Genomic DNA, 24,308 nt, shown 5'->3' with positions numbered 1-24,308 from the left:
GCGCCGCCGGGTTGCCGCCGTCCCGGGCCTTCGCTCCGTAGGGTCGGGGCATGACGCGCAATGTTGTGATCAGCGGCGGCGGCACCGGGATCGGGCTCGCCACCGCGCAGGTGTTCGCCGCCGACGGCGACCGGGTCCTGCTGCTCGGGCGGCGCGGTGACGTCCTGGAGCGGGCCGAGGTGCCCGGCGCCCTGACCTACGCCGCCGACCTGGCCGACCCCGAGGCCGTACGGGGCGTGTCCGGGTTCGTGGGCCGCGAGTTCGGAGCCGTGGACGTCCTGATCCACTCCGCCGGAGGCAACGGGCTGCTCGAACCGCCGGTGGGCGCCGACGACCCGCTCGACGCCGTCGCCCGCGACTGGACGGTCAACTTCCGGCTCAACGTGCTGACCGCCGTGCTGCTCACCGAGGCGCTGCGCACCCGGCTCGCCGTGCCCGGCGGGCGGGTGCTCTTCCTCAGCTCCATCGCCGCCCGGCGCGGCTCCGGGCGGGTGTCGTACGCGGCGGCCAAGGCCGGGCTGCACCCGTACGCGCACGCCCTGGCCCGGGAGCTGGGGCCGCACGGCATCACGGTGAACGTGGTCGCGCCCGGCTACGTCGAGGACACGGCGTTCTTCGGCGGCGACGGCCTGGACGAGGAGCGGCGGGCGGCGCTGGTCGCCGAGACGTCGAACCGGCGCGTGGGACGGCCCGGTGACGTCGCGGCGACCCTGCACTGGCTCGCCTCGCCCGGCGCCGGACACATCACCTCGCAGGTGGTCCAGGTGAACGGCGGCGCCGAGCGCGGCCTCTGAGCGCCGCTCAGCGCTGCCGGGGATGGGTGTGGATCCGACGCGCCGCCGGTATGCCGCCGGACACACGGTCGCCGGACACGCGGTCACCCGGCACGCGGTCGCCGGGCACGTGGTCCTCGGGCGAGCGGCCGCCCGAACCGGGGGGCAGCACCGCGTCGGCGGTGTTGACCCGGGGCAGCGCGTAGGGGTGCTCGTCGGCCAGGAAGCGCATCATCTGCTCGCGGACCGCGACCCGGACCGTCCAGATGTCGTCCGCGTCCTTGGCCGTCACCAGCGCCCGTACCTCCAGGGTGCTGGGGGTGCTGTCCGTGACGGTCAGGTTGTAGGCACGCCCGTCCCAGGCCGGGCACTCCCGCAGGATGTCGCGCAGCCTCTCGCGCATGGCGTCCAGCGGGGCGCTGTGGTCGACGTGCCAGAACACGGTGCCGGTCATCTGCGGCGTCCCGCGCGACCAGTTCTCGAACGGCTTGGAGGTGAAGTACGACACCGGCATGGTGATCCGGCGCTCGTCCCAGGTGCGCACGGTCAGGAAGGTCAGCGTGATCTCCTCCACCGTGCCCCACTCGCCGTCCACCACGACCGTGTCGCCGATGCGCACCATGTCGCCGAAGGCGATCTGCAGCCCGGCGAACATGTTGCCCAGCGTGGACTGGGCGGCCACACCGGCGACGATGCCGAGGATGCCGGCCGAGGCCAGCAGCGAGGCCCCGGCCGCCCGCATCGCGGGGAACGTCAGCAGCATCGAGGCCACCGCGACCACGCCCACCACCGCCGACACCACCCGGCGGATCAGCGTCACCTGGGTGCGCACCCGGCGCACCCGGGCCGGGTCGCGCTCCCGGTGGTTGCTGGCGTACCGGGTGTACGAGGTCTCCACGACCGCGACGGCGATCCGGATCGTCAGCCAGGCCGCCGACCCGATCAGCACCAGGGTCAGGGTCCGGCCCACCCCGACCTGGTGGGAGGTCAGCAGCCGTGTCTCGTCGTAGGAGCCTCTGAGCAGGGCGGCGCAGAGCAGCAGCTGGTAGGGGATCCGGCCCCGGCGCAGCAGGCCCCACAGCGGTGTCTCGTGGTGGCGTTCGTCGGCCTTGCGCAGCAGCAGGTCGGTGGCCCAGCCGAGCAGCAGCGTCAGCACCACCGAACCGCCCACCACGATCAGCGGGCGCAGCACGTCATCCATGCCACCGAACCTAACCGGACGGGACGGGCATGAACATGTGACTTCCGTCCGTTCCCGGGTAGTGCCGCCCGAGGGGTTCGTCACACCCTGCTGGCACCATGGACCGCATGAACATCATGCTCTTTCACTCGACCTACGGGCTGCGTCCCGCGGTGCGCCGGGCCGCGGACCGGCTGCGCGCGGCCGGACACGAGGTGTGGACGCCCGATCTCTTCGAGGGACACACCTTCGACACGGTCGAGGAGGGCATGGCGTACCAGGAGGAGACCGGGAAGGACGAGCTGCTGAAGCGGGCCGTCCTGGCGGCCGCCCCGTACTCGGAGCGGGGCCTGGTGTACGCCGGGTTCTCCTTCGGCGCCTCGGTGGCGCAGACGCTGGCCCTGGGCGACGACAAGGCGCGCGGTCTGCTGCTGCTGCACGGCACCTCCGACATCGCGGAGAACGCCACGGCCGACGGGCTGCCGGTGCAGCTGCACGTCGCCGAGCCCGACCCGTTCGAGACGGACGACTGGCTCACCGCCTGGTACCTGCGGATGGGCCGGACGGGGGCCGACGTGGAGGTCTACCGGTACGCGGGCGCCGGCCACCTCTACACCGACCCCGACCTGCCCGACCACGACGAGGAGGCGGCCGAGGCCACCTGGCGGGTGGCCCTCGGCTTCCTCGACTCGCTGGCTCAGGACGCGGACTGAATTCCCGAGGGAATTCCTCGGGCCGTCAGACGGGGGCGTCCGCCCGCTCCACCTTCTGGGTGCCGCTGCGGGTGCGGTAGGAGCGGGCCCACCTCGCGCCGGAGTCCGCCTCGGTGCGGTCGGACAGCACGTAGTAGTCCATCTGCGCCCGCTCGGCGGTGAGGTCCAGCACCCCGTAGCCGTGGCGGTCGGTGTCGACCCAGTGGACGTGCCGGTTGGCGGCCCGGATCAGCGGGGCGGCGACCGCGGAGACCGTGCCCTCGGGGACGTTCACGATGTCGTCGAGGTTGTCGGAGGTGACCGAGGTGACCACGAACTCCGTGGCGGCGGAGGCCGACAGCGGGTAGGTGCCCGCGTTCACCGGCACGTCGTTCGCCCACGCCATGTGGATGTCGCCGGTGAGGAAGACCGTGTTGCGGATGGCGTGGGTACGCAGGTGGGCGAGGAGTTCGCGCCGGTCGTCGGTGTAGCCGTCCCACTGGTCGGTGTTGAGGGCGAGTCCTTCCCGCGGCAGGCCGAGCAGCTTCGCCAGCGGCTTGAGCAGGCTCGCGGGCAGGGAGCCCACCGAGAACGGCGAGATCATCACCGAGGTGCCGACCAGCCGCCAGGTGGTGTCGGACGCCGACAGCCCCGCCTTGAGCCAGTCCAGCTGGGCGCGGCCGGTGAGGGTGCGGTCGGGGTCGTCGACGTCGCCGTCGCCCAGGGACACCTGCCGGGAGCGGAAGGAGCGCAGGTCGAGGAGCGAGAGGTCGGCCAGCTTGCCGAAGCGCAGCCGGCGGTAGGTGGTGCCCTCGACCGCGGGACGCACCGGCATCCACTCGAAGTAGGCCCGCTTGGCGGCGGCCTGGCGGGCGGCCCAGGTGCCCTCCGCGCCCTCCGTGTGGTTGCCGGCGCCGCCGGACCAGGTGTCGTTGGCGAACTCGTGGTCGTCCCAGATGGCGACGACCGGTGCCGTGGCGTGCAGCGCCTGGAGGTCCGGGTCGGTCTTGTAGCGGGCGTGCCGCGCCCGGTAGTCGGCGAGGGTGACGATCTCGTGGGCGGGGGAGTGCGGGCGGACGACCTCGCCGCGGGCGCCGTACTCACCCGTGCCGTACTCGTAGATGTAGTCGCCGAGATGCAGCCAGGCGTCGAGGTCGCCGCGCGCCGCGAGGTGGCGGTACGCCGCGAAGTGGCCGGCCTCCCAGTTGGCGCAGGAGACCACCCCGAGGCGCAGGCCGGCCACGGCGGTGTCCGCGGCGGGCGCCGTGCGGGTGCGGGCCGCGGGGGAGTCGGTGCCGCCGGCCGAGAAGCGGAACCAGTAGTCGGTGGCGGGCCGCAGCCCGCGGATGTCCGCCTTCACGGTGTGGTCGGAGGCGGCGGTCGCGAGGGTCGAGCCCCGCGCGACGACGTCGGTGAACCCGCTGTCCCGGGCGACGGTCCAGCCGACCTCGGTGTCGGGACCGGCGCCGGAGCCCGGTGTCGCCTCCGGGGTGGGCGTCACCCGGGTCCACAGCAGCACGCCGTCCGGCAGCGGGTCGCCGGAGGCGACACCGTGCAGGAAGGCGGGGGCCCGCTGGGCGGCGCGGGCGGGCAGCGCGGCGGCGAGCGGTCCGGCCAGCGCCGCGGTGGCGGCGGCGGCCTTGACCACCGTACGGCGGCGCGGGGCGAGGGCGGCGGTGTCCGCGGTGGCGGAGACGGCGGCCCCGGTTGTTCCCTGTCGACTGGTCACAGCCGAACAGGGTAGTGACGTGTACACGCTAGAGCGGGCGAACCCGGGAAAAGTTCGCCCGCTCTTCGGCGTGCCGTCGGCCGGCCGGCGCGTCAGCCCTTCAGGGCCTTGTCGACCGCCGCGGTGAACTCGTCCACCGTCATGGGCGCGTTCTCCCCGTCGGAGCCGGTGAGCTTCTTGCCGTCCATCTTCACCGTCGGGGTGCCCTGGACGTCACTGCCGTCAAACTTGTCGGACATCTCAAGGGCCCACCGGTCGTAGGTGCCGTCCTTCACGGCCGCCTGGAACTCCTTGTTGTTCTTCAGGGCGTCCACCGAGTCGGCGACCTTGATCAGGTACGCGTCGTCCTTGAACTTGTCGTCCGTCTCCTCGGGGTGGAACTCCGCCGAGTAGAGCGCCGACTTGTAGGCCAGGAACGCCTCGGGACTGACGTCCAGCGCGGCGCCCAGGGCGCTCAGCGCGTTCTTGGAACCCTCGCCCGTGAGGTTGCGGTCCAGGAACGAGGCGCCTATGAACTGCACCTTGTACTTGCCGTCCTCGACGTCCTTCTCGATCGTCTTGCCGACGGACTGCTCGAAGGAGGCGCAGATCGGGCAGCGCGGGTCCTCGTACAGCTCCAGGGTCTTCTTCGCGTCGGCCTTGCCGATGACGACGGTGGTGCCGTCCTTGCCGCTGGTGTTGGCCGGCTTGACGAGCTTCGCGTCCTTCGCGGCCTCCCAGTGGTCCGGCTTGTTCGCCTGGACCACCGCGTAGCCGATGCCGCCGGCCGCGGCCAGCACACCGACCACCGACGCGGCCACGACGAGCTGCCGCCTGATCTTCGCCTTCTTCGCCTGACGCTCGCGCTCCTCGCGCAGACGCTCACGCGCCGCCATCTTGGCCGACTGGCTGTTCCGCTTGCTCATGCTGATGACTCCACGGGGGACGCACACACGGGTGTGCGGGAATGGGTACGGGGGACTGCCGGTGCTTCTCCGCGCGCCCGGGGCGGGGTCCGCCTCAGGCGAGGGCGGAGCACGGCGGCCCGCGCCGTCCCAGGGAGTGCGCGAGGAGCAGCGTGCGGACGGCGACGGCACGGTGCGGCGTGCGGCCCGGACGGCGCACCCGGGGGGCACGGCGCACGGTCACCGCCGCCACGGCCACCAGCAGCGGCCGGAAGGTGGTCGCGGCGACCGCGCTCAGCAGCTGCGCCAGCGCCCGCTCCCCGCGGCGCAGCCACGCGGCGGCGAACAGGCCCACCCCGATGTGCGCGCCGAGCAGCAGCCAGGCGGTCGCCGGGCCGGCCTCGGCGAGCAGCGCGGCCACCCGGTCGCCGCCCGCGGCGGCGGAGCCGGTGACCCGGGCGAGCGGCGCGCCCACGCTGGTGCCGTCGCCGCACAGCACGTCGAACCCGACGGACCGCAGCGGACCGGCGACCGGACCGCCCATGCGGCCGTAGCAGACGTGCTGGCCGGTGGTGAAGACCGTGTCGGCGGCCAGCTCCAGCGGGATCAGCAGGGCGGCGATCCGGCCGAAGGAACGCTCCCGCCCCGCCAGCCCGTACGCCAGGAGGAACACGGCGGCGGCGATCGCGGCCACCGTGTTCAGCGGCAGCGGAGCCCCGGACAGCAGCACGTGCGACGCGGTGCTGAGCGTCACGACGACAGCCGTGAACAGCGCCGCGCGCACGGCTCTGAGCTGGGGTCCGGATATGTCCATGGCGGTACGAGTGTGGCACGTGCTCCGGTAAGGGGTCCCTAAAGGGGGCCTGTGAATGTGCGGAAGGTTACAGCCCCGGGATCCGGCCGTTGCGGAACAGGTCGAGGAAGATCTGGTGGTCGCCGCGGGCGCGGGCTCCGTAGTCGTGGGCGAAGTCGACCAGGAGCGGGACCAGTCCGTCCTCGTCGGCCGCGATCGCCGCGTCGATGGCCCGCTCGGTGGAGAACGGCACCAGCGACTCGCCGGAGGTGTCGTCCGCCGCCGCGTGCATCGCGGCCGTCGCCCGGCCGAGGTCGGCGACGACCAGCGCCATCTCCTCCGGGTCGTCGAGGTCGCTCCAGTCCAGGTCCACGGCGTACGGCGAGACCTCCGCGACCAGCTGGCCGGCGCCGTCCAGCTCGGTCCAGCCGAGCCACGGGTCGGCGTGCGCCTGGAGGGCCCGCTGGGAGATCACCGTGCGGTGGCCCTCGTGCAGGAAGTACTCCCCGATCGCCGGGTCGGTGATGTGCCGGGAGACGGCGGGGGTCTGCGCCTGCTTGATGTAGATCACCACGTCGTTCTCCAGGGCGTCGCTGTGACCCTCCAGAAGGATGTTGTACGACGGCAGCCCGGCCGAGCCGATGCCGATTCCCCGGCGGCCCACGACGTCCTTCACGCGGTAGGAGTCGGGGCGGGCCAGCGAGGAGTCCGGCAGCGTCTCCAGATAGCCGTCGAACGCCGCGAGCACCTTGTAGCGGGTGGCCGCGTCCAGCTCGATCGCCCCGCCGCCCGGGGCGAAGCGGCGCTCGAAGTCGCGGATCTCGGTCATCGAGTCCAGCAGCCCGAACCGCGTCAGCGAACGGGCGTCACGCAGCGCGTCCAGCAGCGGACCCTGCGCGGTGTCCAGGGTGAACGGCGGCACCTCGTCGCTCTTGGCGCCCGTCGCCAGGGCGCGGATCCGCTCCCGGTAGGCGGCCGCGTACACCGAGACCAGATCGGTGATCTGCTCGTCGCTGAGCGCCTTCGCGTAGCCGATCAGCGCCATCGAGGCCGCGAAGCGCTTCAGGTCCCACAGGAAGGGGCCGACGTACGCCTCGTCGAAGTCGTTGACGTTGAACACGAGGCGGCCGTTGGAGTCCATGTACGTGCCGAAGTTCTCCGCGTGCAGGTCGCCGTGGATCCACACGCGCGAGGTGCGCTCGTCCAGGTACGGGCCGCTGTACGCGCTGCCGCCGCGCCCCGCGTCCTCGGCGGACAGGTCGTGGTAGAAGAGGCTCGCCGTCCCGCGGTAGAACGCGAACGCCGACGCGGCCATCTTCCGGAACTTCACCCGGAACGCGGCCGGGTCGGCGGCCAGGAGCCGGCCGAAGGCGGTGTCGAGGACAGCGAGGATCTCCTCGCCGCGACGCTCGTCGTTGAGCTGCGGGACCGACATCGCTGGGTGCCTCCTGGTGCGGAAATCTGGGGGACGGCCAATCCGTCCCCTGCCTAACGTGCGGCGGCGCGCGGGAGTGCCCGCGACCCGCCCGAAGGTACGTGGGGACGGGCCCGGGGTGTCGGTCCCGGGGCATAGACTTCGACGCTGTCCCCCGTCCGTCCGTCTGCCGCCCGCAGCACCTGGAGGCCGCACCGTGTCGAAGCCGCCGTTCACGCACCTGCACGTCCACACCCAGTACTCGCTGCTGGACGGTGCCGCGCGGCTGAAGGACATGTTCAACGCCTGCAACGAGATGGGCATGAGCCACATCGCCATGTCCGACCACGGCAACCTGCACGGGGCGTACGACTTCTTCCACACCGCGCAGAAGGCCGGGGTGACGCCGATCATCGGGATCGAGGCGTACGTCGCCCCCGAGTCCCGGCGCAACAAGCGCAAGATCCAGTGGGGCCAGCCGCACCAGAAGCGCGACGACGTCTCCGGCTCCGGCGGCTACACGCACAAGACGATGTGGGCGGTGAACAGCACCGGCCTGCACAACCTCTTCCGGCTCTCCTCCGACGCGTACGCCGAGGGCTGGCTGCAGAAGTGGCCCCGGATGGACAAGGAGACCATCGCGAAGTGGTCCGAGGGCATCGTCGCCTCCACCGGCTGCCCCTCCGGGGAGGTGCAGACGCGGCTGCGCCTCGGCCACTTCGACGAGGCCCTCAAGGCCGCCGCCGACTACCAGGACATCTTCGGCAAGGACCGGTACTTCCTGGAGCTGATGGACCACGGCATCGAGATCGAGCACCGGGTCCGCGACGGTCTGCTGGAGATCGGCAGGAAGCTCGGCATCCCGCCCCTGGTCACCAACGACTCGCACTACACGTACGCGCACGAGGCGACGGCGCACGACGCGCTGCTGTGCATCCAGACCGGCAAGAACCTCTCCGACCCGGACCGCTTCAAGTTCGACGGCACCGGCTACTACCTGAAGTCCACGGACGAGATGTACGCCATCGACTCCTCGGACGCCTGGCAGCAGGGCTGCGCCAACACGCGGCTGATCGCCGAGATGGTCGACACCACGGGCATGTTCGAGAAGCGCGACCTGATGCCGAAGTTCGACATCCCGGAGGGGTACACCGAGGTCAGCTGGTTCCGCGAGGAAGTCCTGCGCGGCATGAACCGCCGCTTCCCGGGCGGCATCCCGGACGACCGCATGAAGCAGGTCGAGTACGAGATGGACACCATCATCTCGATGGGCTTCCCCGGGTACTTCCTCGTGGTCGCCGACTTCATCATGTGGGCCAAGAAGCAGGGCATCGCCGTCGGCCCCGGCCGAGGCTCCGCGGCCGGCTCGATCGTCGCCTACGCCCTCGGCATCACCGACCTCGACCCGATCCCGCACGGCCTGATCTTCGAGCGGTTCCTCAACCCCGAGCGCATCTCCATGCCCGACGTCGACATCGACTTCGACGAGCGCAGGCGCGTCGAGGTGATCCGGTACGTGACGGAGAAGTACGGCGCCGACAAGGTCGCCATGATCGGCACCTACGGCACCATCAAGGCGAAGAACGCCATCAAGGACTCCGCGCGCGTGCTGGGCTACCCGTACGCGATGGGCGACCGCATCACCAAGGCCATGCCCGCCGACGTCCTCGGCAAGGGCATCCCGCTGTCCGGCATCACCGACCCCTCGCACCCCCGGTACTCCGAGGCCGGCGAGGTCCGCGGGATGTACGAGAACGAGCCGGACGTGAAGAAGGTCATCGACACCGCCAAGGGCGTCGAGGGCCTGGTGCGGCAGATGGGCGTGCACGCGGCCGGCGTGATCATGTCCAGCGAGACCATCACCGACCACGTCCCGGTCTGGGTCCGGCACACCGACGGCGTGACCATTACGCAGTGGGACTACCCGAGCTGCGAGTCGCTCGGCCTGCTGAAGATGGACTTCCTGGGCCTGCGCAACCTGACCATCATGGACGACGCCGTCAAGATGGTGAAGGCCAACAAGGGCATCGACATCGACCTGCTGTCGCTGCCCCTGGACGACCCCACGACCTTCGACCTGCTCCAGCGCGGCGACACCCTCGGCGTGTTCCAGTTCGACGGCGGTCCGATGCGCTCCCTGCTCCGGCTGATGAAGCCGGACAACTTCGAGGACATCTCCGCCGTGTCGGCCCTGTACCGGCCGGGCCCGATGGGCATGAACTCGCACACCAACTACGCCCTGCGCAAGAACGGCCAGCAGGACATCACGCCCATCCACCCCGAGCTGGAGGAGCCGCTCAGGGAGGTCCTGGACGTCACCCACGGCCTGATCGTCTATCAGGAGCAGGTGCAGAAGGCAGCCCAGATCATCGCCGGCTACTCGCTCGGCGAGGCCGACATCCTCCGCCGCGTGATGGGCAAGAAGAAGCCCGAGGAACTGGCGAAGAACTTCACCATCTTCCAGGCCGGCGCCCGCAAGAACGGCTACAGCGACGAGGCCATCCAGGCGCTCTGGGACGTGCTGGTCCCCTTCGCCGGCTACGCCTTCAACAAGGCGCACTCCGCCGCGTACGGCCTGGTGTCGTACTGGACCGCCTACCTCAAGGCCAACCACCCCGCCGAGTACATGGCGGCGCTGCTCACCTCGGTGAAGGACGACAAGGACAAGTCGGCGGTCTACCTCAACGAGTGCCGCCGCATGGGCATCAAGGTGCTCCCGCCCAACGTCAACGAGTCCGAGTCCAACTTCGCCGCGCAGGGCGACGACGTGATCCTCTTCGGCCTCTCCGCGGTGCGCAACGTCGGCACCAACGTCGTGGAGTCGATCATCAAGTGCCGCAAGGCCAAGGGGAAGTACACGTCCTTCCCGGACTACCTCGACAAGGTCGACGCGGTCGTCTGCAACAAGCGCACCACCGAGTCGCTGATCAAGGCCGGCGCCTTCGACTCCATGGGCCACACCCGCAAGGGCCTCACCGCCCAGTACGAGCCGATGATCGACAACGTGGTGGCGGTCAAGCGCAAGGAGGCCGAGGGACAGTTCGACCTCTTCGGCGGCATGGGCGAGGAGCAGACCGACGAGCCCGGCTTCGGTCTCGACGTGCAGTTCACCGACGACGAGTGGGACAAGACCTACCTGCTCGCGCAGGAGCGCGAGATGCTCGGCCTCTACGTCTCCGACCACCCGCTGTTCGGTCTGGAGCACGTGCTGTCCGACAAGGCCGACGCGGGCATCTCCCAGCTCACCGGCGGTGACTTCGGTGACGGCGCGGTGGTCACCATCGGCGGCATCATCTCCGGCCTCCAGCGCAAGATGACCAAGCAGGGCAACGCCTGGGCGATCGCCACCGTGGAGGACCTCGCGGGCTCCATCGAGTGCATGTTCTTCCCGGCGACCTACCAGCTCGTCTCGACGCAACTCGTCGAGGACGCCGTGGTGTTCGTCAAGGGCCGGCTCGACAAGCGGGAGGACGTGCCGCGCCTGGTCGCGATGGAACTCCAGGTTCCCGACCTGTCCAACGCCGGCACCAACGCGCCCGTGGTGCTCACCATCCCGGCCACCCGCGTCACCCCGCCCATGGTCAGCCGGCTCGGCGAGATCCTCACCCACCACAGGGGCGACAGCGAGGTCCGCATCAAGCTGCAGGGCCCGACGAAGACGACGGTGCTGCGCCTCGACCGGCACCGGGTCAAGCCCGATCCGGCCCTGTTCGGCGACCTGAAGGTGCTGCTCGGACCGTCCTGCCTGGCCGGTTAGGCACCGGCCCCCGACGCGCCGGAGGGGCGCACCCGCGACGGGTGCGCCCCTCTTCCTGTGCCGCCGGGCCGCAACGGCCCTTCACACCAGTGTCAGTTGTGGCCGAAGCGCTTCTGCCGGCCCTTGCCGGGGCCGACCTCGCCGGGCACCACCTGCGTGGTGCGCTGCTCGTCCGGGGTCTCCAGGGTGGACGTCTGCGCGGCGCGCGGGGTGCGCTCGGCCTGGGGCTGCTTACGGTCACGGTTCTTGTTCTTGGCCATGGTGTTGCCTCCTGTGGGGACTAGGGGCCAGGGCCGAATTCAGATTCACATAAGCCGATAACAAGCGCATGTCGGACAATTACCGTCCGTAGTGGGGCGGTCGGGGGAGGAAGTGTGGAAACGCCACGCCGAAGATCGAGTTCGGGCCGTTAACACCGGCGGGGTCGGGCAGACTCGAAGGAAGCCCGAAGCCAAACCTCCCGGAAAGAGGGTGGATCGCGTGGACCGCTGCATCGTCCTGGTGGACGCCGGGTATCTGCTGGGGGCCGCCGCCAGTCTCCTCGCCGGGGAGCCCTCGCGGTCCCGCATCACCGTGGACCACGCCGCCCTGATCCAGGGACTGCGTGACCGCGCCGAGAACGACACGCGCCAGCCGCTGCTGCGCATCTACTGGTTCGACGGCGCCCCCGACCGCGTGCCGCAGCCCGAGCACCGCCGGCTGCGCGTGATGCCCCGGGTCACCGTCCGGCTCGGCGCGCTGACCCGCAGCGACGGACGCTGGGCGCAGAAGGGCGTGGACGCGGCGATGCACGCCGAACTCACCGAACTCGCCCGCAACCGCGCCTGCTCCGACATCGTCCTGGTCACCGGCGACGGCGACCTGCTGCCGGGCATGATGGCCGCCAAGGAACACGGCGTGGCCGTGCACCTGTGGGCCGTGCAGGCCGCCGACGGCGACTACAACCAGTCCGAGGACCTCGTCGCCGAGGCCGACGAGCGCCGGGTGCTCGACCGGGCGTGGATCACCCAGGCGGTCCGCGCCAAGGAGATCGGCGGTGTGTGCGCCCCGCAGCCCGCCCCCCGGCCCGAGATCGCCGCGATCCTCTCCGCCCCGCTGCCCGAGTCCGCCCTGGCCCCGGCCACCGAGCGCACCGCCCCGGAACCGCGCCACCCGGCCGCCGCCGGGCACAACGGCACCGGCGAGCGGACGCCCGTCGCCAAGGGCGTCCCCACCCCCAAGGACCTGGCCGCGCTGCGCCACCCCGGAGCGCACCAGCCGCCGCAGCCGCAGCAGCCCGCCTCCGCGACCCTGCGCTGGTCCTCCGACAAGGGGTGGGTGGACCGGCCCGCCGCCGAGCCGCCGGAGGCCGCTTCCATGCCGACGCTGGCCCAGCTGACCACGGCGGAGCAGCGGTGGGCCGACCGCGAGGAGGACATCACCACCGTCGGCGGCGACCCGTTCGAGGTCGGGCAGGTCTTCGCGCGGCGGTGGGTGGAGCGGCTCGGCGACCACAGCCACATCCAGAAGCTGTCCGCGATGTACCCGCGCATTCCGCACCGCGTCGACGGTGAGCTGCTGCGCTACGCGGCCCGCTTCGGGCTGCTCGCCCACAAGGACGACCAGATCGACGAGCGGGACCGCTACGCCATCCGGGCGGGGTTCTGGCGTGAGCTGGACACGCGGACCGGGACGGAGCGGGTTTCCGCGGGGGAGTGAGGGGCGCGCCGGCTTTGCCGCCGGGTGCGGTCGTGGCACCCGCTGTGCGCAGTTCCCCGCGCCCCTGGATCGGTGGGGCCGGTGGGTGTGGCTGAGGTCGTTGGGGGCTGGTCGCGCAGTTCCCCGCGCCCCTTTGTGGGCTGGCGCCGGTGGGTAGGGCCGGGGCCGTGGTGGGTTGGTCGCGCAGTTCCCCGCGCCCCTCAAGGGGCGCGGGGAACTGCGCGAGTGGCTGCAACGCGCCCGCGGACGCACGTCAGGGGGGCGCCCCTCGCGGGGCTCTAGTCGTCGAGTTCGGTGAACAGCGTGAGCTGGAGCGCGCCCGGCGCCTCCAGCCGGGAGTTCAGCGAGTTCCACGGCGTGCGGGTCGGTTCCGCGACCACCTCCGCCCCGGCGGCAGCCAGCCTCTCCGTCGTCGCGGCCGAGTCGTCGACCTGGAAGGCGACCCGGACGTGCCCCGCGACCCGCCGGCCCACCTCGACGTCGTCGATGAACGCCGCATGGTTCGGGTCGGTCAGCTCCAGTGTGGCCCGCCCCGCCTCCAGGATCGTCACCCTCCCGCCGTCCGACGTGAACGCGGCCCGCTCGGGCAGCCCCAGCACGTCCCGGTAGAACCGCAGCGCGGCGTCGTAGTCCTCGGCCGTCACCACCAGGCGCAGCTCACGGACGGCGGGTATGTCGGTCATGGCGGCTCTCCGTCTCCTTCGGCGCTTCCGGTACGCGGGGGTGAACACGGTCCGCGACGGGTTGATTCCCGGCCGTCAGGGCCGCCGCCGGTGCCTCCGGACGCCCGTCGCCCGCCGGGGAGGGCGATCCCTCCCCCGGTGTCCGGTGCGTCCCCCCGCCCAGGGCGGCACGCAAGGGTGACCCGAAGGCGGTACGACGGCGCCGACCCCGTACGCTCGTCCCTTGTGAGTACGCGCGCGGCACAGGGACATCGGCACGGTGGTGACGTCGTGTGTGCGGTGCGCGGGCTGACCAAGACCTATCCGGCGGTGCGCGGACGGCGCGGCGTACCCGCGACGCCCGAGGTCCGGGCCACCGACGACGTGGCGCTCGACATCGCGCGCGGCGAGATCTTCGGCCTGCTCGGGCCGAACGGCGCCGGAAAGTCCACCCTGGTGCGCCAGATGACCGGACTGATGCGGCCCGACAGCGGCAGCGTCGAGATCCTCGGTCACGACATCGTCCGCCACCCCGAGCGGGCCTCCCGCATCCTCGCCTACCTCGGCCAGGAGTCCAGCGCCCTGGACGAGCTGACCGTGTCCCTGGCCGCCGAGACCACCGGCCGGCTCCGCGGACTCGACGTACGGCGGGCCCGCGCCGAACGCGACGACGTCCTCGACGAACTGGGACTCACCGCGATCGCCTCCCGCCCCCTGCGCAAGCTCTCCGGCGGCCAGCGCAGGCTCGCCTGCTTCGCCGCCGCGCTGGTGGGGGAGCGCCCGCTGATGGTCCTCGACGAGCCCACGACCGGCATGGACCCGGTGGCCCGGCGCGCGGTCTGGTCCGCCGTCGACCGGCGCCGCGCCCAGCGGGGCACCACCGTCGTGCTGGTCACCCACAACGTCATCGAGGCCGAGACCGTGCTCGACCGGGTCGCCGTGCTGGACCGGGGCCGGGTCATCGCCTGCGACACCCCGGCCGGGCTGAAGGAACAGGTCGCCGGGGAGGTCCGGGTGGAGCTGGTGTGGCGCGAGGCCGCGCCGCTGCACGTGCCCGAGGTGGCCGCCCTGCGCGACCGGGCGGCCGAGTCCGGCCGCCGCTGGACCCTGCGGCTGGCGCCGGAGGAGGCCCGCACGGTCGTCGCCACCGTGACCGGCGGCGCCGCCTTCGCGGCCCTCGACGACTTCACGCTGGCCACGCCCAGCCTGGAGGACGTCTACCTGGCGCTGGGCGGCGCCGTGCGACAGGGGCTGGTGAAGGCGTGAGCGCACGGGCCGTGACATCCGTACCGAACGGGGCGACCTCCGGAGCGGCTCCGGACGGAATCCCGAGCGAAGGGGAGCAGCACGACGTGAGTGTCGTACCCGCCGATGCCCTGCCGGCCGGCGCCCTGACCGCGGAGGAGGCCGCGCCGGCACCGGCCGCGCTCGGCCCCCGGGCGCGGCTGTGGCCGTCGCTGGCGGCCGTGTACCGGGCCCAGCTGTCCCGGGCCCGGGTGGCGCGGATCCCGCTGCTGTTCGTGGCGACCTTCCAGTCGGTCGGGATCATGGTCCTGATGCGCGGGGTGGTCGACGGCGGCGGCGAGGCGCGGGCCGTGGTGGCCGGGTCGTCGGTCCTGGTCGTCGCCTTCGTCGCGCTGAACCTGCTCGCCCAGTACTTCGGCCAGCTGCGCGCCAGCGGCGGCCTCGACCACTACGCGACCCTGCCCGTGCCGCCCGCGGCCGTGGTGCTGGGCGCGGCGGGCGCCTACGCCTCGTTCACCGTCCCCGGCACCGTGGTGACCGCTGTCTTCGGCTGCGCGCTGTTCGGGCTGCCGCTCGCCCACCTGTGGATCCTGGTCGCGGTGATCCCCCTGGCGGGAGCGGCCCTCGCCGGGCTCGGCGCCGCCCTCGGCCTGCTCGCGCCCCGCCCGGAACTGGCCACCCTGCTCGGCCAGCTCGGCATGTCCGCGGCGCTGCTGCTGGGCGTGCTGCCGCCCGAGCGGATGCCGGAGGCGGTCCGCCTGGCCCGCGACCTGCTGCCCTCCACGTACGGCGTCGAGGCCTTCGCGCGCACCTTCGCGCCGCACCCCGACTGGGCGCACGTGCTCGGTGACCTCGCCGTGTGCGGAGTGGTCGGGGTGATCTCGCTGGCCGTGGCGACCTGGGCCTACCGCAGGGCCGCCGTCCGGTGACGCGCGGCACGGTCACGCCTGGCACGATGGCAGGGTGAGTGCACCCCTGACACCCCCGCCGCCGCACGACCCGTCCGCGCACGACCCGTGGCAGCCGCCCTCCGGCACTCCCTCGGGCGGCGCGCACCGGTACGACGGGAAGCCCGGTGCCGCCGCTTCCCCCCGGCACGGCTGGTGGCAGAACCCGGGCGGCCCCGGACTCGCGAAGGAGATACGGGAGGCCGCCGTGGTGGCCGCCGCGGTGGCGCTCGGCGGGGTGCTGCTCGGCGTGCTGTGGTGGTGGCTGGCGCCGCGGGTGCCGCTGGTGGGCGACGCGTCCGGCAACGCCTGGGTGGTCTACCTCAAGGACTCCGAGGGCGAGCAGAGCATCGGCGTGGACGGCACGTTCACCCTGCTCGCCCTGGCCTGCGGTGCGCTGAGCGCGCTGGTGGTCTTCCTGGTGCGGCGGCGCGGCGGCGTCCCGCTCGTGGTGGGCCTGGCGATCGGCGGGCTGCTGGGCTCGGTGCTGGCCTGGCGGCTCGGGGTGTGGCTCGGCCCGACGCAGGACGTCATCGCGCACGCCAGGAGCGTGGGGAAGGGCGTCACCTTCGACGCGCCGCTGAAGCTGAACGCCAAGGGCGCGCTGCTGGCGTGGACCTTCGCGGCGCTGGTGCTGCACCTGGGGCTGACGGCGCTGTTCGGGCCGCGCGACCCGGAGGACTGGCCGCAGGCGGACCAGCCGTACGCACCCCACGGGGCGTGAGTCCCGGGGTGCCGGGCAGCCGCGTACCGCCCGGCGCGTCCGTCAGGCCGGGCGGCGACCGTGGTTCGCCCGGCGCTTCCTGATCCGCCACCTGCGCTTGCGCGTCCGCTTCGACATACCTCGGTACATACCGAACGCCCCGGGGCCCGTCGACCCCCGGAACAGGCCGCGTCCGGGCGGCGGCCGGCGGACTACTCCCGGCCGATCGGGGCCAGGGTCGCCGAGGTCAGCTTTGCCAGGTCGGCCGGGGCGAGTTCGACCTCCAGCCCGCGGCGGCCCGCCGAGACGCAGATCGTCTCGTGGCGGTCCGCCGACGCGTCCAGCACCGTCGGCAGCTTCTTGCGCTGGCCCAGCGGGGAGATCCCGCCCCGCACGTACCCGGTGGTGCGCTCCGCCAGGGCCGGGTCGGCCATCGCCGCCCGCTTGCCGCCGGCCGCCGAGGCCAGCGCCTTGAGGTCCAGCTGGCCCGCCACCGGCACCACCGCCACCGTGAGGGTGCCGTCCACGTCCGCCACCAGCGTCTTGAAGACCCGGTCGGGTGACACGCCCATCGCCTCGGCCGCCTCCTCGCCGTAGCTCGGACGGGAGGGGTCGTGGTCGTAGGAGTGCACCGTGAAGGGCACCCCTGCGGCGGTGAGCGCCACCGTGGCGGGCGTCCCGCCGGACTGCTGCTGCTTCTTGGACTTCTTCGCCATGCCGGTCGTCGCTCCGCAAGCGTCAGTTGAGACTCGTCGGGGCCCGCGTCAGCTCCGACGCGGGCAACGACGGAAGACTACGGATGATCGCCGTCTCGGTGCGAAGGAGTTTCAGCTCGTCACGCAGCCGGGACGCGGTGTCCGGAGCCTGCAGCAGACGCTGCCGGGTCGGCGTGTCCAGCATCATCGCGGCGGCGACCAGGTACGAGACCACGCTGGGCTCGTCCGGCAGGTCCGTGTCCGTGGCCAGCGACCGCTCCCGCGCCCCCGCCAGCCGCTTCTGGTACTGCCGGAACGCCCGCAGCACCCCCTCCGCCAGCGCCCCCGCCTCCTCGCCGGGGTCCTCCTCCAGCGGCTCCAGCTCCGCCGTGAGGAACGGCCCCGAGGCGTCGACCGACAGCAGCCGCACCCGGGTCGTGCCGGTCGCCAGCACCTCGAAGGTGCCGTCGGGGCGCTCCCGGACCGTCGCCGCGTCGGCGATGCAGCCTGTCTTGTGGAAGGCGCGGAGCGGGTCGGCGCCGAAGCCGGCCGTGGGGCCCCGGTCGGGCACGGCGGTGGGGTCGGGCAGGCCGGGGGCGCTCGGCGCCACCTCGTGGCCGTCCCGGATCGCCACCACGGCGAAGCGCCGTGGCTCGTCCTCCGGGGTCTTCAACAGCTCACGCATCATGGCGCGATAGCGCTCCTCGAAGACGTTGAGCGGGAGCACGAGCCCCGGGAACAGCACCGTGTTCAGGGGGAAGAGCGGAAGCCGGACGGTGGTCACGACGCAAAAGCCTAATGGCCGCCGGGGCCGGGCCGTCCGCGCCGTCCGCCGCCCGGACGCCCGGAGGCGGGGGAGGGGCCTCGCGTTCCGGCCGTCGCGGCGTCCGACGCGAGCGCGCCGAGGACGTCCTGACGCACCTCCAGGAACCGCCCGAGCGGGTCCTCCCCGTCCCGGTCCCAGGGGAACGACGTGGCGTACGGGCCGGTCAGCCGCAGCTGTTCCAGGGCGTCCTGCCAGCGCTCCAGGCGGACCAGGACGTAGGTCAGCAGATTGCGCACCTCGGCCGGCCAGGGCCGGCCCGCCGGCAGCCGGGCGGACAGGACGACGGCCCGGTCGGCGGCGGCTTCCAGCCGTTCCTGTCCGACGGCGGGACCGCAGCCGTCGGTCAGGTAGCCGTACGCCGCCCGCAGCGGCAGGGCCTGGGTGAGGGAGCCCTCCGGCGCGTCCTGCGCGGCCAGGTCCGCGAAGTCGAAGCACTCGCGGTGCGAGCCGTGCCAGGAGGACGCCAGGTAGCGCAGGGCCGCCACATGGCAGCCGTGGTGGTGCGGGGCGCGGCGCACCGCCGCCTCCCACAGCTCCTCGAAGTAGGTGTGGCCGGCGCGCGCGCCGCGCGCGTGGTCCAGGGCCAGCCGCCACGGCACCGGGTCGCGGTGGTCCGCCCGGGCGGCGGCGGTGATCAGCGGGCTCACCTCGCGCAGCAGCTCCGTCCGGGCCGGCGAGTCCCAGGCCCGGTCCACCGCCCGCTGCGCGTCCAGCAGCAGCGCGTCCGGGTCGCGCGGGACGCGGGCGCGCCAGGTGTCCAGCCACTCGGGGCGCGACCGGGCGAAGGAGGCGAGGCGGCGCACGTAACGGTCGCGGTGTTCCCAGGCGGCCCGGTGCCGGGTGGCGGCGAGCAGGTCGGCGGCGGGGGCGTGGTCACCGGCCGCGGCGCCCACCAGCGCGCGGCCCAGGGCGTCGTCCGGTACGTCGAGGAGCACCTCGTCGTCGGCGGGCAGCACGACGGGGGCGGGGGGCGTGGTGCCCGTCCGCTTTCCTCGCACCCGGGACGTGCGGGTGAACGCGTGCAGCAGAGCCATGGTGTTGACCATTGAAAGACCGCAGGTCACGGGCGCGCCAGACCCCACGCGGAAGTTGCCTAAAGTTGTACGGTCGTTGGTCAAGGGACGGTAAAAAGCGGGTGGCTCTGTGGGTGTGTCGGGACTCATGGCCCTCACCAGTCGCACACATCTCCGGTTGTTGAGCGGTCCCTGGCTCACCTGGGCGTCGCGCAGTTCCCCGCGCCCCTGGGGGGCTTGCGTCGCCGGTGGTTGATTCGCGCCCCGGGGAAGCACACGTCGCGCAGTTCCCCGCGCCCCTGGGGTGACTTGCGTCGCCGGTGGTTGATTCGCGCCCGGGGAAGCGCACGTCGCGCAGTTCCCCGCGCCCCTGGGGGGCTTGCGTCGCGGTGTTGTCCCGGGTCCGGGGCGGCCTGGGCGTTGCGCAGTTCCCCGCGCCCCTGGGGTGACTTATGGCGCCGGTGATTGCTTCGGGCGCCGTTGCCCGTGCCCTTCAAGACCTCACGTGCGGCGCAGCGTGCGGGTGGCGCCGGCGGCGACCGTTGTCGCCAGGATCCAGCCCAGCAGGATGAACGCCGCCGACAGCCACTGCCAGCCGCCGCGCATCTGCCAGAAGCCCGCCTGCCCCAGGTCGATCACCGGCAGCAGCAGGTCCAGCGCGAACAGCGCCGGGTTCCAGGTTGGGTGCTCCCCGGCCTTGAGCGGCGGATGGTCCGCCCGCGCGAAGGCCAGCGAACCGGCCGCCCACAGCACCGCCATCCACACCGCCGCCCGGCCCGGCCGGTACCCGTAGGCGACCGTCCAGTCCTGCGCGTACCCCCACAGCTTGGCCGCGAGCGGCAGGCTCTCCCGGCGCCGGCGCTGCTTGGCGAGCAGCACCTCGCGGGCGTCCTCGTCCGCCCCGCTCTCCCGCAGCACGGCGGCCAGCCGCTCGTACGGCTCCGGGTTGTACTCGGCGCTCGCCGCGTCCACCCAGCGCAGCCGCAGCGCCAGCGGGAACGGGCCGCGCGGCACCAGGTTCTCGTAGGTGAACCCGCCCATGTGCAGGCGGCCCGGGCCGGGCCAGCTGTCCGCCCGGTCCATCAGGTTGACCACCTTCGCGCCGGACAGCACCACCCGGCCGCGCCGCGGCCGCTCCCCGAGGAAGCGCAGCTCCGGCGTCTGCACCCGGCGCAGCGACAGCTCCTGCTCGTCGGTGAAGGAGAACGAGGCCCCCTCGAAGTCGACCGCGTCCCCGAACCGCCCGTCGTCCAGCCGCACCCCGCCCTCGCACGCGAACCGCTGGATGCGTGTGCCCCGCGCCGGGGTCATGCCGCTGCGGGCCTGCGCGCCCACCCCGGCCGGCGTCAGGTACAGCGAGCGCTCCACGGTCAGCTGCGGCGCGTTCAGCGCGAGCCGGGTGTAGGGGTTGACCAGCCGGGCGCCGCGCAGGCTCAGCGACACGCCGATGGTGGCGCCGCGCAGGCTCAGCTCGCCGTGCGACTCCAGCATCTCTGCCTGGAGGTCCTGGCCGACGCTCATCCCGTCCGCGGCCAGGGAACGGCCGCTGCGGTCCCGGTGCAGGACCGCCTGGTTGAGCATGAGGTCCGTGCCGATCCGGGCGTCGGTCAGGCGTATGCCGCCGAGGAACCGGCAGCGCGGCAGATGCAGATCGCCCTCGGTGTGCAGCCGGGCGGCCTCCAGGCGGGGTATGGAGCAGTCCACCATCCGCATGGTGGTGAAGCGGGCCTCCGGCAGCAGCACGTCCCGCTCGAAACGGCAGCCGCGCATCTCCACGTACGGCACGACGGTGCCGCCCGCCAGGTCCAGCGGGCCGCTGATGCGCACCCCGACCAGCTTCAGCGAGGAGACCCGGCCGGCCAGCGCGGGCGGACCGTCCAGCAGCAGCCAGCACACGACCCGGGCCCGCACGGTCCGCTCCGGCCCCCAGGGGTGTCCCCCGTGCGGATCGTCGACCACCGTGTCACCGCTGCTCAGGTCGTACACGCTGCCGTTGCGGAAGGCCTGCCACATCCCGGCCTCCGCGGCGGTCAGGTCCTCCGGCGGCTCACCGCCATGCGGTCCCACCCCGTCGGCCACGGCACTCCCCTCCTCCTCATTACTCACCGGTTCATCGCTTCGTACAGCCGTTCATGCCCGGTACGGTGACGCGTTGAACACGGAAAGTGAAGAGGATCTCGAAAACGAGCGCGGACGGTCACCGGGAGGGTGACGTATCAGCCACTGGAACAGGCGGACGCCCCGCGCGACGGGTCTGAGAGAATTGAGCACGTGATCTCGCGAATCGACCTGCGCGGCGACGCCCTCCCCGAGGGCCCCGCCCTGCGTGACCTGCTGCCCCGTGCCGACTTCGACGTCGCGGCCGCCCTGGAGAAGGTGCGGCCCATCTGCGAGGACGTGCGTCATCGGGGCGACGCGGCGCTGATCGACTTCGCCGAGCGCTTCGACGGTGTGAAGCTGGCGCAGGTCAGGGTCCCGGCCGACGCGCTGAAGCGCGCGCTGGAGGAGCTCGACCCGGCCGTACGCGCGGCCCTGGAGGAGTCCATCCGGCGCGCCCGCCTCGTCCACCGCGCGCAGCGCCGCACCACCCACACCACCCAGGTCGTGCCCGGCGGCACGGTCACCGAGAAGTGGGTCCCGGTCGACCGCGTCGGGCTGTACGCGCCCGGCGGCCGGTCCGTCTACCCGTCCTCCGTGATTATGAACGCGGTACCCGCCCAGGAAGCCGGTGTCCCGTCGATCGCGCTCGCCTCCCCGGCGCAGGCCGAGTTCGGCGGCCTGCCGCACCCGACCATCCTTGCCGCCTGCGCCCTGCTCGGCGTCGACGAGGTGTACGCGGCCGGCGGCGCCACCGCCGTCGCGATGTTCGCGTACGGCACCGAGTCCTGCCCGCCCGCCAACATGGTCACCGGCCCCGGCAACATCTGGGTCGCCGCAGCCAAGCGCCACTTCACCGGGAAGATCGGCATCGACGCCGAGGCCGGCCCGACCGAGATCGCGATCCTCGCGGACTCCACGGCCGACCCGGTGCACGTCGCCTCCGACCTGATCAGCCAGGCCGAGCACGACCCGCTGGCCGCCGCCGTCCTGGTCACCGACTCGCCGGACCTCGCGGACGCGGTCGAGAAGGAACTGAAGCCGCAGGTCGAGGCCAGCAAGCACGTCGACGAGCGGATCGCCCCGGCCCTCGCCGGCCGCCAGTCCGCGATCGTCCTGGTCGACGGCGTCGAGGAGGGCCTGCGGGTGGTCGACGCCTACGGCGCCGAGCACCTGGAGATCCAGACCGCCGACGCCGCCGCGGTCGCCGACCGGGTGCGCAACGCGGGCGCGATCTTCGTCGGCCCCTGGTCCCCGGTCTCCCTCGGCGACTACGCGGCAGGATCCAACCACGTGCTGCCCACCGGCGGCTGCGCCTGCCACTCCTCGGGCCTGTCCGTGCAGTCCTTCCTGCGCGGCATCCACGTCGTCGACTACACGGAGGACGCGCTGGCCGAGGTCGCGCACACCGTGGTGACGCTGGCGGAGGCGGAGGACCTGCCCGCGCACGGCGCGGCGATCAAGGCCAGGTTCGGCTGGAAGGTGCCCGAGAACAAGTGAGCGACGTGAGCATCGACGACCTCCCCGTGCGGGACGAGCTGCGCGGCAAGTCCCCCTACGGCGCGCCCCAGCTGGACGTCCCCGTACGGCTGAACACCAACGAGAACCCCTACCCGCTGCCCGAGCCGCTGGTCGAGCGGATCGCCGAGCGGGTCCGCGAGGCCGCCCGGGACCTCAACCGCTACCCCGACCGGGACGCGGTCGAGCTGCGCACCAGGCTGGCCGAATACCTCAGCAGGACGACCGGCCACCCGGTCGCCCTGGAGAACGTGTGGGCCGCCAACGGCTCCAACGAGGTCCTCCAGCAGCTGCTGCAGACCTTCGGCGGCCCCGGCCGCACCGCGATCGGTTTCGAACCGTCGTACTCGATGCACGGACTCATCTCGCGCGGCACCGGCACCGGCTGGATCTCCGGGCCGCGCCACGAGGACTTCACCATCGACGTGCCCGCCGCCGAGAAGGCGATCGCGGAGCACCGCCCGGACGTCGTCTTCGTCACCACCCCCAACAACCCCACCGGCAACGCGGTCCCGGCCGGGACGGTCCTCGCGCTGTACGAGGCCGCCCAGGCGGCCAAGCCGTCCATGGTCGTCGTGGACGAGGCGTACATCGAGTTCAGCCACGGCGACTCGCTGCTCCCGCTCCTCGACGGACGCCCCAACCTGGTGGTCTCCCGCACCATGTCGAAGGCGTTCGGCGCGGCGGGCCTGCGCCTGGGCTACCTCGCCGCGCACCCGGCCGTCGTCGACGCCGTCCAGCTCGTACGGCTGCCGTACCACCTGTCGGCGATCACCCAGGCGACCGCGCTGGCCGCCCTGGAGCACACCGACACGCTGCTCGGCTACGTCGAGCAGCTGAAGACCGAGCGGGACCGCCTGGTCGCCGAACTGCGGGCCATCGGCTACGAGGTGACCGAGTCCGACGCCAACTTCGTCCAGTTCGGACGGTTCGCGGACTCCCACGAGACCTGGCGGAAGATCCTCGACCGGGGCGTCCTGGTCCGGGACAACGGCGTACCGGGATGGCTGCGGGTCACCGCCGGCACCCCGGAGGAGAACGACGCGTTCCTCGACGCGGTACGTGAAGTCAAGAAGGAGCAGAGCACATGAGCCGCGTAGGACGCGTGGAACGCACGACCAAGGAGACGTCCGTCCTCGTCGAGATCGACCTCGACGGGACCGGAAAGACGGAGATCGCCACCGGGGTCGGCTTCTACGACCACATGCTCGACCAGCTCGGCCGGCACGGTCTGTTCGACCTGACCGTCAAGACCGAGGGCGACCTGCACATCGACTCCCACCACACCATCGAGGACACCGCCCTCGCGCTCGGCGCCGCCTTCAAGCAGGCGCTCGGCGACAAGGTGGGCATCTACCGCTTCGGCAACTGCACGGTCCCGCTGGACGAGTCCCTCGCCCAGGTCACCGTCGACCTGTCCGGCCGCCCCTACCTCGTGCACACCGAGCCCGAGAACATGGCGCCGATGATCGGCGAGTACGACGTGACGATGACCCGGCACATCCTGGAGTCCTTCGTCGCCCAGGCGCAGATCGCGCTGCACGTGCACGTGCCCTACGGGCGCAACGCCCACCACATCGTGGAGTGCCAGTTCAAGGCCCTCGCCCGGGCCCTGCGCTACGCGTCCGAGCGCGACCCGCGCGCCGCAGGCATCCTGCCCTCCACGAAGGGCGCCCTGTAAA

21 protein-coding genes are annotated in these 24,308 nt (G+C 72.5%); 10 read left to right on the top strand and 11 right to left on the bottom strand.

Going from position 1 to position 24,308, the window contains the following annotated elements; genetic code table 11:
- The first annotated feature begins 50 nt into the window (after positions 1 to 50).
- A complete protein-coding gene (locus ACIF8S_RS24275) occupies positions 51 to 794 on the top strand; it encodes an SDR family oxidoreductase (protein WP_349793600.1) in 744 nt (247 codons plus the stop codon).
- 7 nt (positions 795 to 801) lie between these two features.
- On the opposite strand, the gene ACIF8S_RS24270 is transcribed toward ACIF8S_RS24275, so the two are convergent.
- Complete coding sequence (locus ACIF8S_RS24270) at positions 802 to 1,974, bottom strand: mechanosensitive ion channel family protein (RefSeq protein WP_400001673.1); 1,173 nt, start codon at positions 1,972 to 1,974, stop codon at positions 802 to 804.
- Between the two features lie 107 nt (positions 1,975 to 2,081).
- Here ACIF8S_RS24270 and ACIF8S_RS24265 point away from each other — a divergent pair, with 107 nt between their 5' ends.
- Positions 2,082 to 2,666 (top strand): dienelactone hydrolase family protein, encoded by a 585-nt coding sequence (locus ACIF8S_RS24265; RefSeq protein WP_400001671.1) that lies wholly within the window; start codon positions 2,082 to 2,084, stop codon positions 2,664 to 2,666.
- 25 nt (positions 2,667 to 2,691) lie between these two features.
- On the opposite strand, the gene ACIF8S_RS24260 is transcribed toward ACIF8S_RS24265, so the two are convergent.
- From ACIF8S_RS24260 to ACIF8S_RS24245, 4 genes are all read right to left on the bottom strand, one after another.
- Positions 2,692 to 4,374, bottom strand: coding sequence for an alkaline phosphatase D family protein (locus tag ACIF8S_RS24260; protein ID WP_400001669.1), 1,683 nt, complete (start codon positions 4,372 to 4,374; stop codon positions 2,692 to 2,694).
- Positions 4,375 to 4,466: 92 nt separating this feature from the next.
- Entirely contained in the window at positions 4,467 to 5,279 is an 813-nt protein-coding gene (locus tag ACIF8S_RS24255) for a DsbA family protein (RefSeq protein WP_400001668.1), read from the bottom strand.
- 94 nt (positions 5,280 to 5,373) lie between these two features.
- Positions 5,374 to 6,072, bottom strand: coding sequence for a hypothetical protein (locus ACIF8S_RS24250; RefSeq protein ID WP_349793608.1), 699 nt, complete (start codon positions 6,070 to 6,072; stop codon positions 5,374 to 5,376).
- A 67-nt stretch (positions 6,073 to 6,139) separates the two neighbouring features.
- On the bottom strand, positions 6,140 to 7,486 hold the full coding sequence (locus tag ACIF8S_RS24245; protein ID WP_400001666.1) for a DUF2252 domain-containing protein: 1,347 nt from the start codon (positions 7,484 to 7,486) through the stop codon (positions 6,140 to 6,142).
- 196 nt (positions 7,487 to 7,682) lie between these two features.
- Here ACIF8S_RS24245 and dnaE point away from each other — a divergent pair, with 196 nt between their 5' ends.
- Positions 7,683 to 11,222 (top strand): DNA polymerase III subunit alpha, encoded by a 3,540-nt coding sequence (gene dnaE / locus ACIF8S_RS24240; protein WP_400001664.1) that lies wholly within the window; start codon positions 7,683 to 7,685, stop codon positions 11,220 to 11,222.
- Positions 11,223 to 11,314: 92 nt separating this feature from the next.
- On the opposite strand, the gene ACIF8S_RS24235 is transcribed toward dnaE, so the two are convergent.
- A complete protein-coding gene (locus ACIF8S_RS24235; protein WP_349793613.1) occupies positions 11,315 to 11,482 on the bottom strand; it encodes a hypothetical protein in 168 nt (55 codons plus the stop codon).
- Positions 11,483 to 11,702: 220 nt separating this feature from the next.
- On the opposite strand from ACIF8S_RS24235, the gene ACIF8S_RS24230 reads away from it, so the two are divergent.
- Positions 11,703 to 12,920 (top strand): NYN domain-containing protein, encoded by a 1,218-nt coding sequence (locus ACIF8S_RS24230; protein WP_400001662.1) that lies wholly within the window; start codon positions 11,703 to 11,705, stop codon positions 12,918 to 12,920.
- Positions 12,921 to 13,198: 278 nt separating this feature from the next.
- Here ACIF8S_RS24230 and ACIF8S_RS24225 read toward each other — a convergent pair whose 3' ends face one another.
- On the bottom strand, positions 13,199 to 13,603 hold the full coding sequence (locus ACIF8S_RS24225; protein WP_400001660.1) for a VOC family protein: 405 nt from the start codon (positions 13,601 to 13,603) through the stop codon (positions 13,199 to 13,201).
- Between the two features lie 270 nt (positions 13,604 to 13,873).
- Between ACIF8S_RS24225 and ACIF8S_RS24220 the strand changes: the two genes are divergently transcribed.
- From ACIF8S_RS24220 to ACIF8S_RS24210, 3 genes are all read left to right on the top strand, one after another.
- A complete protein-coding gene (locus ACIF8S_RS24220) occupies positions 13,874 to 14,848 on the top strand; it encodes an ABC transporter ATP-binding protein (RefSeq protein ID WP_400001880.1) in 975 nt (324 codons plus the stop codon).
- Positions 14,849 to 14,934: 86 nt separating this feature from the next.
- Positions 14,935 to 15,756 carry an ABC transporter permease gene (locus ACIF8S_RS24215; protein WP_400001658.1) on the top strand — a complete coding sequence of 274 codons (822 nt, stop codon included), beginning with the start codon at positions 14,935 to 14,937 and terminating at the stop codon, positions 15,754 to 15,756.
- A 34-nt stretch (positions 15,757 to 15,790) separates the two neighbouring features.
- Positions 15,791 to 16,498 (top strand): AAA family ATPase, encoded by a 708-nt coding sequence (locus ACIF8S_RS24210; protein WP_400001656.1) that lies wholly within the window; start codon positions 15,791 to 15,793, stop codon positions 16,496 to 16,498.
- Positions 16,499 to 16,689: 191 nt separating this feature from the next.
- Here the strand turns inward: ACIF8S_RS24210 and ybaK are convergent, their stop codons facing one another.
- The 4 genes from ybaK to ACIF8S_RS24190 form a co-directional block, all read right to left on the bottom strand.
- Positions 16,690 to 17,193 (bottom strand): Cys-tRNA(Pro) deacylase, encoded by a 504-nt coding sequence (ybaK, locus tag ACIF8S_RS24205; RefSeq protein WP_400001654.1) that lies wholly within the window; start codon positions 17,191 to 17,193, stop codon positions 16,690 to 16,692.
- Positions 17,194 to 17,215: 22 nt separating this feature from the next.
- The gene (locus tag ACIF8S_RS24200; protein WP_400001653.1) at positions 17,216 to 17,956 is read right to left on the bottom strand and encodes an LON peptidase substrate-binding domain-containing protein; all 741 of its coding nucleotides are present in this window, start codon (positions 17,954 to 17,956) and stop codon (positions 17,216 to 17,218) included.
- Between the two features lie 11 nt (positions 17,957 to 17,967).
- Positions 17,968 to 19,044: a hypothetical protein gene (locus ACIF8S_RS24195; protein ID WP_400001652.1), complete on the bottom strand. Its 1,077-nt coding sequence runs from the start codon at positions 19,042 to 19,044 to the stop codon at positions 17,968 to 17,970.
- 468 nt (positions 19,045 to 19,512) lie between these two features.
- Positions 19,513 to 21,090, bottom strand: coding sequence for an oxidoreductase (locus tag ACIF8S_RS24190; protein WP_400001651.1), 1,578 nt, complete (start codon positions 21,088 to 21,090; stop codon positions 19,513 to 19,515).
- Between the two features lie 192 nt (positions 21,091 to 21,282).
- Between ACIF8S_RS24190 and hisD the strand changes: the two genes are divergently transcribed.
- The 3 genes from hisD to hisB are packed head-to-tail and all read left to right on the top strand — an operon-like array spanning position 21,283 to position 24,307.
- A complete protein-coding gene (hisD, locus tag ACIF8S_RS24185; RefSeq protein WP_400001649.1) occupies positions 21,283 to 22,608 on the top strand; it encodes a histidinol dehydrogenase in 1,326 nt (441 codons plus the stop codon).
- Positions 22,605 to 23,717, top strand: coding sequence for a histidinol-phosphate transaminase (locus tag ACIF8S_RS24180; protein WP_400001647.1), 1,113 nt, complete (start codon positions 22,605 to 22,607; stop codon positions 23,715 to 23,717). The genes hisD and ACIF8S_RS24180 overlap by 4 nt, the downstream gene beginning before the upstream one ends.
- Entirely contained in the window at positions 23,714 to 24,307 is a 594-nt protein-coding gene (gene hisB / locus ACIF8S_RS24175) for an imidazoleglycerol-phosphate dehydratase HisB (protein WP_400001645.1), read from the top strand. The genes ACIF8S_RS24180 and hisB overlap by 4 nt, the downstream gene beginning before the upstream one ends.
- The last annotated feature ends 1 nt before the right edge of the window (position 24,308 follow it).

Origin of the sequence: Streptomyces sp. NPDC085937, assembly GCF_044540535.1 — a bacterium.
Lineage (GTDB): Bacteria > Actinomycetota > Actinomycetes > Streptomycetales > Streptomycetaceae > Streptomyces.
Note: the sequence above shows the minus strand (reverse complement) of the source record. Positions and strands in the feature narration are given on the sequence as shown.

Coding starts and splice junctions, on each gene's coding strand:
- ACIF8S_RS24275 (WP_349793600.1), top strand. CDS start 51: ATGACGCGCAATGTTGTGATCAGCGGCGGCGGCACCGGGATCGGGCTC.
- ACIF8S_RS24270 (WP_400001673.1), bottom strand. CDS start 1,974: ATGGATGACGTGCTGCGCCCGCTGATCGTGGTGGGCGGTTCGGTGGTG.
- ACIF8S_RS24265 (WP_400001671.1), top strand. CDS start 2,082: ATGAACATCATGCTCTTTCACTCGACCTACGGGCTGCGTCCCGCGGTG.
- ACIF8S_RS24255 (WP_400001668.1), bottom strand. CDS start 5,279: ATGAGCAAGCGGAACAGCCAGTCGGCCAAGATGGCGGCGCGTGAGCGT.
- ACIF8S_RS24250 (WP_349793608.1), bottom strand. CDS start 6,072: ATGGACATATCCGGACCCCAGCTCAGAGCCGTGCGCGCGGCGCTGTTC.
- ACIF8S_RS24245 (WP_400001666.1), bottom strand. CDS start 7,486: ATGTCGGTCCCGCAGCTCAACGACGAGCGTCGCGGCGAGGAGATCCTC.
- ACIF8S_RS24235 (WP_349793613.1), bottom strand. CDS start 11,482: ATGGCCAAGAACAAGAACCGTGACCGTAAGCAGCCCCAGGCCGAGCGC.
- ACIF8S_RS24225 (WP_400001660.1), bottom strand. CDS start 13,603: ATGACCGACATACCCGCCGTCCGTGAGCTGCGCCTGGTGGTGACGGCC.
- ybaK (WP_400001654.1), bottom strand. CDS start 17,193: ATGGCGAAGAAGTCCAAGAAGCAGCAGCAGTCCGGCGGGACGCCCGCC.
- ACIF8S_RS24195 (WP_400001652.1), bottom strand. CDS start 19,044: ATGGTCAACACCATGGCTCTGCTGCACGCGTTCACCCGCACGTCCCGG.
- hisB (WP_400001645.1), top strand. CDS start 23,714: ATGAGCCGCGTAGGACGCGTGGAACGCACGACCAAGGAGACGTCCGTC.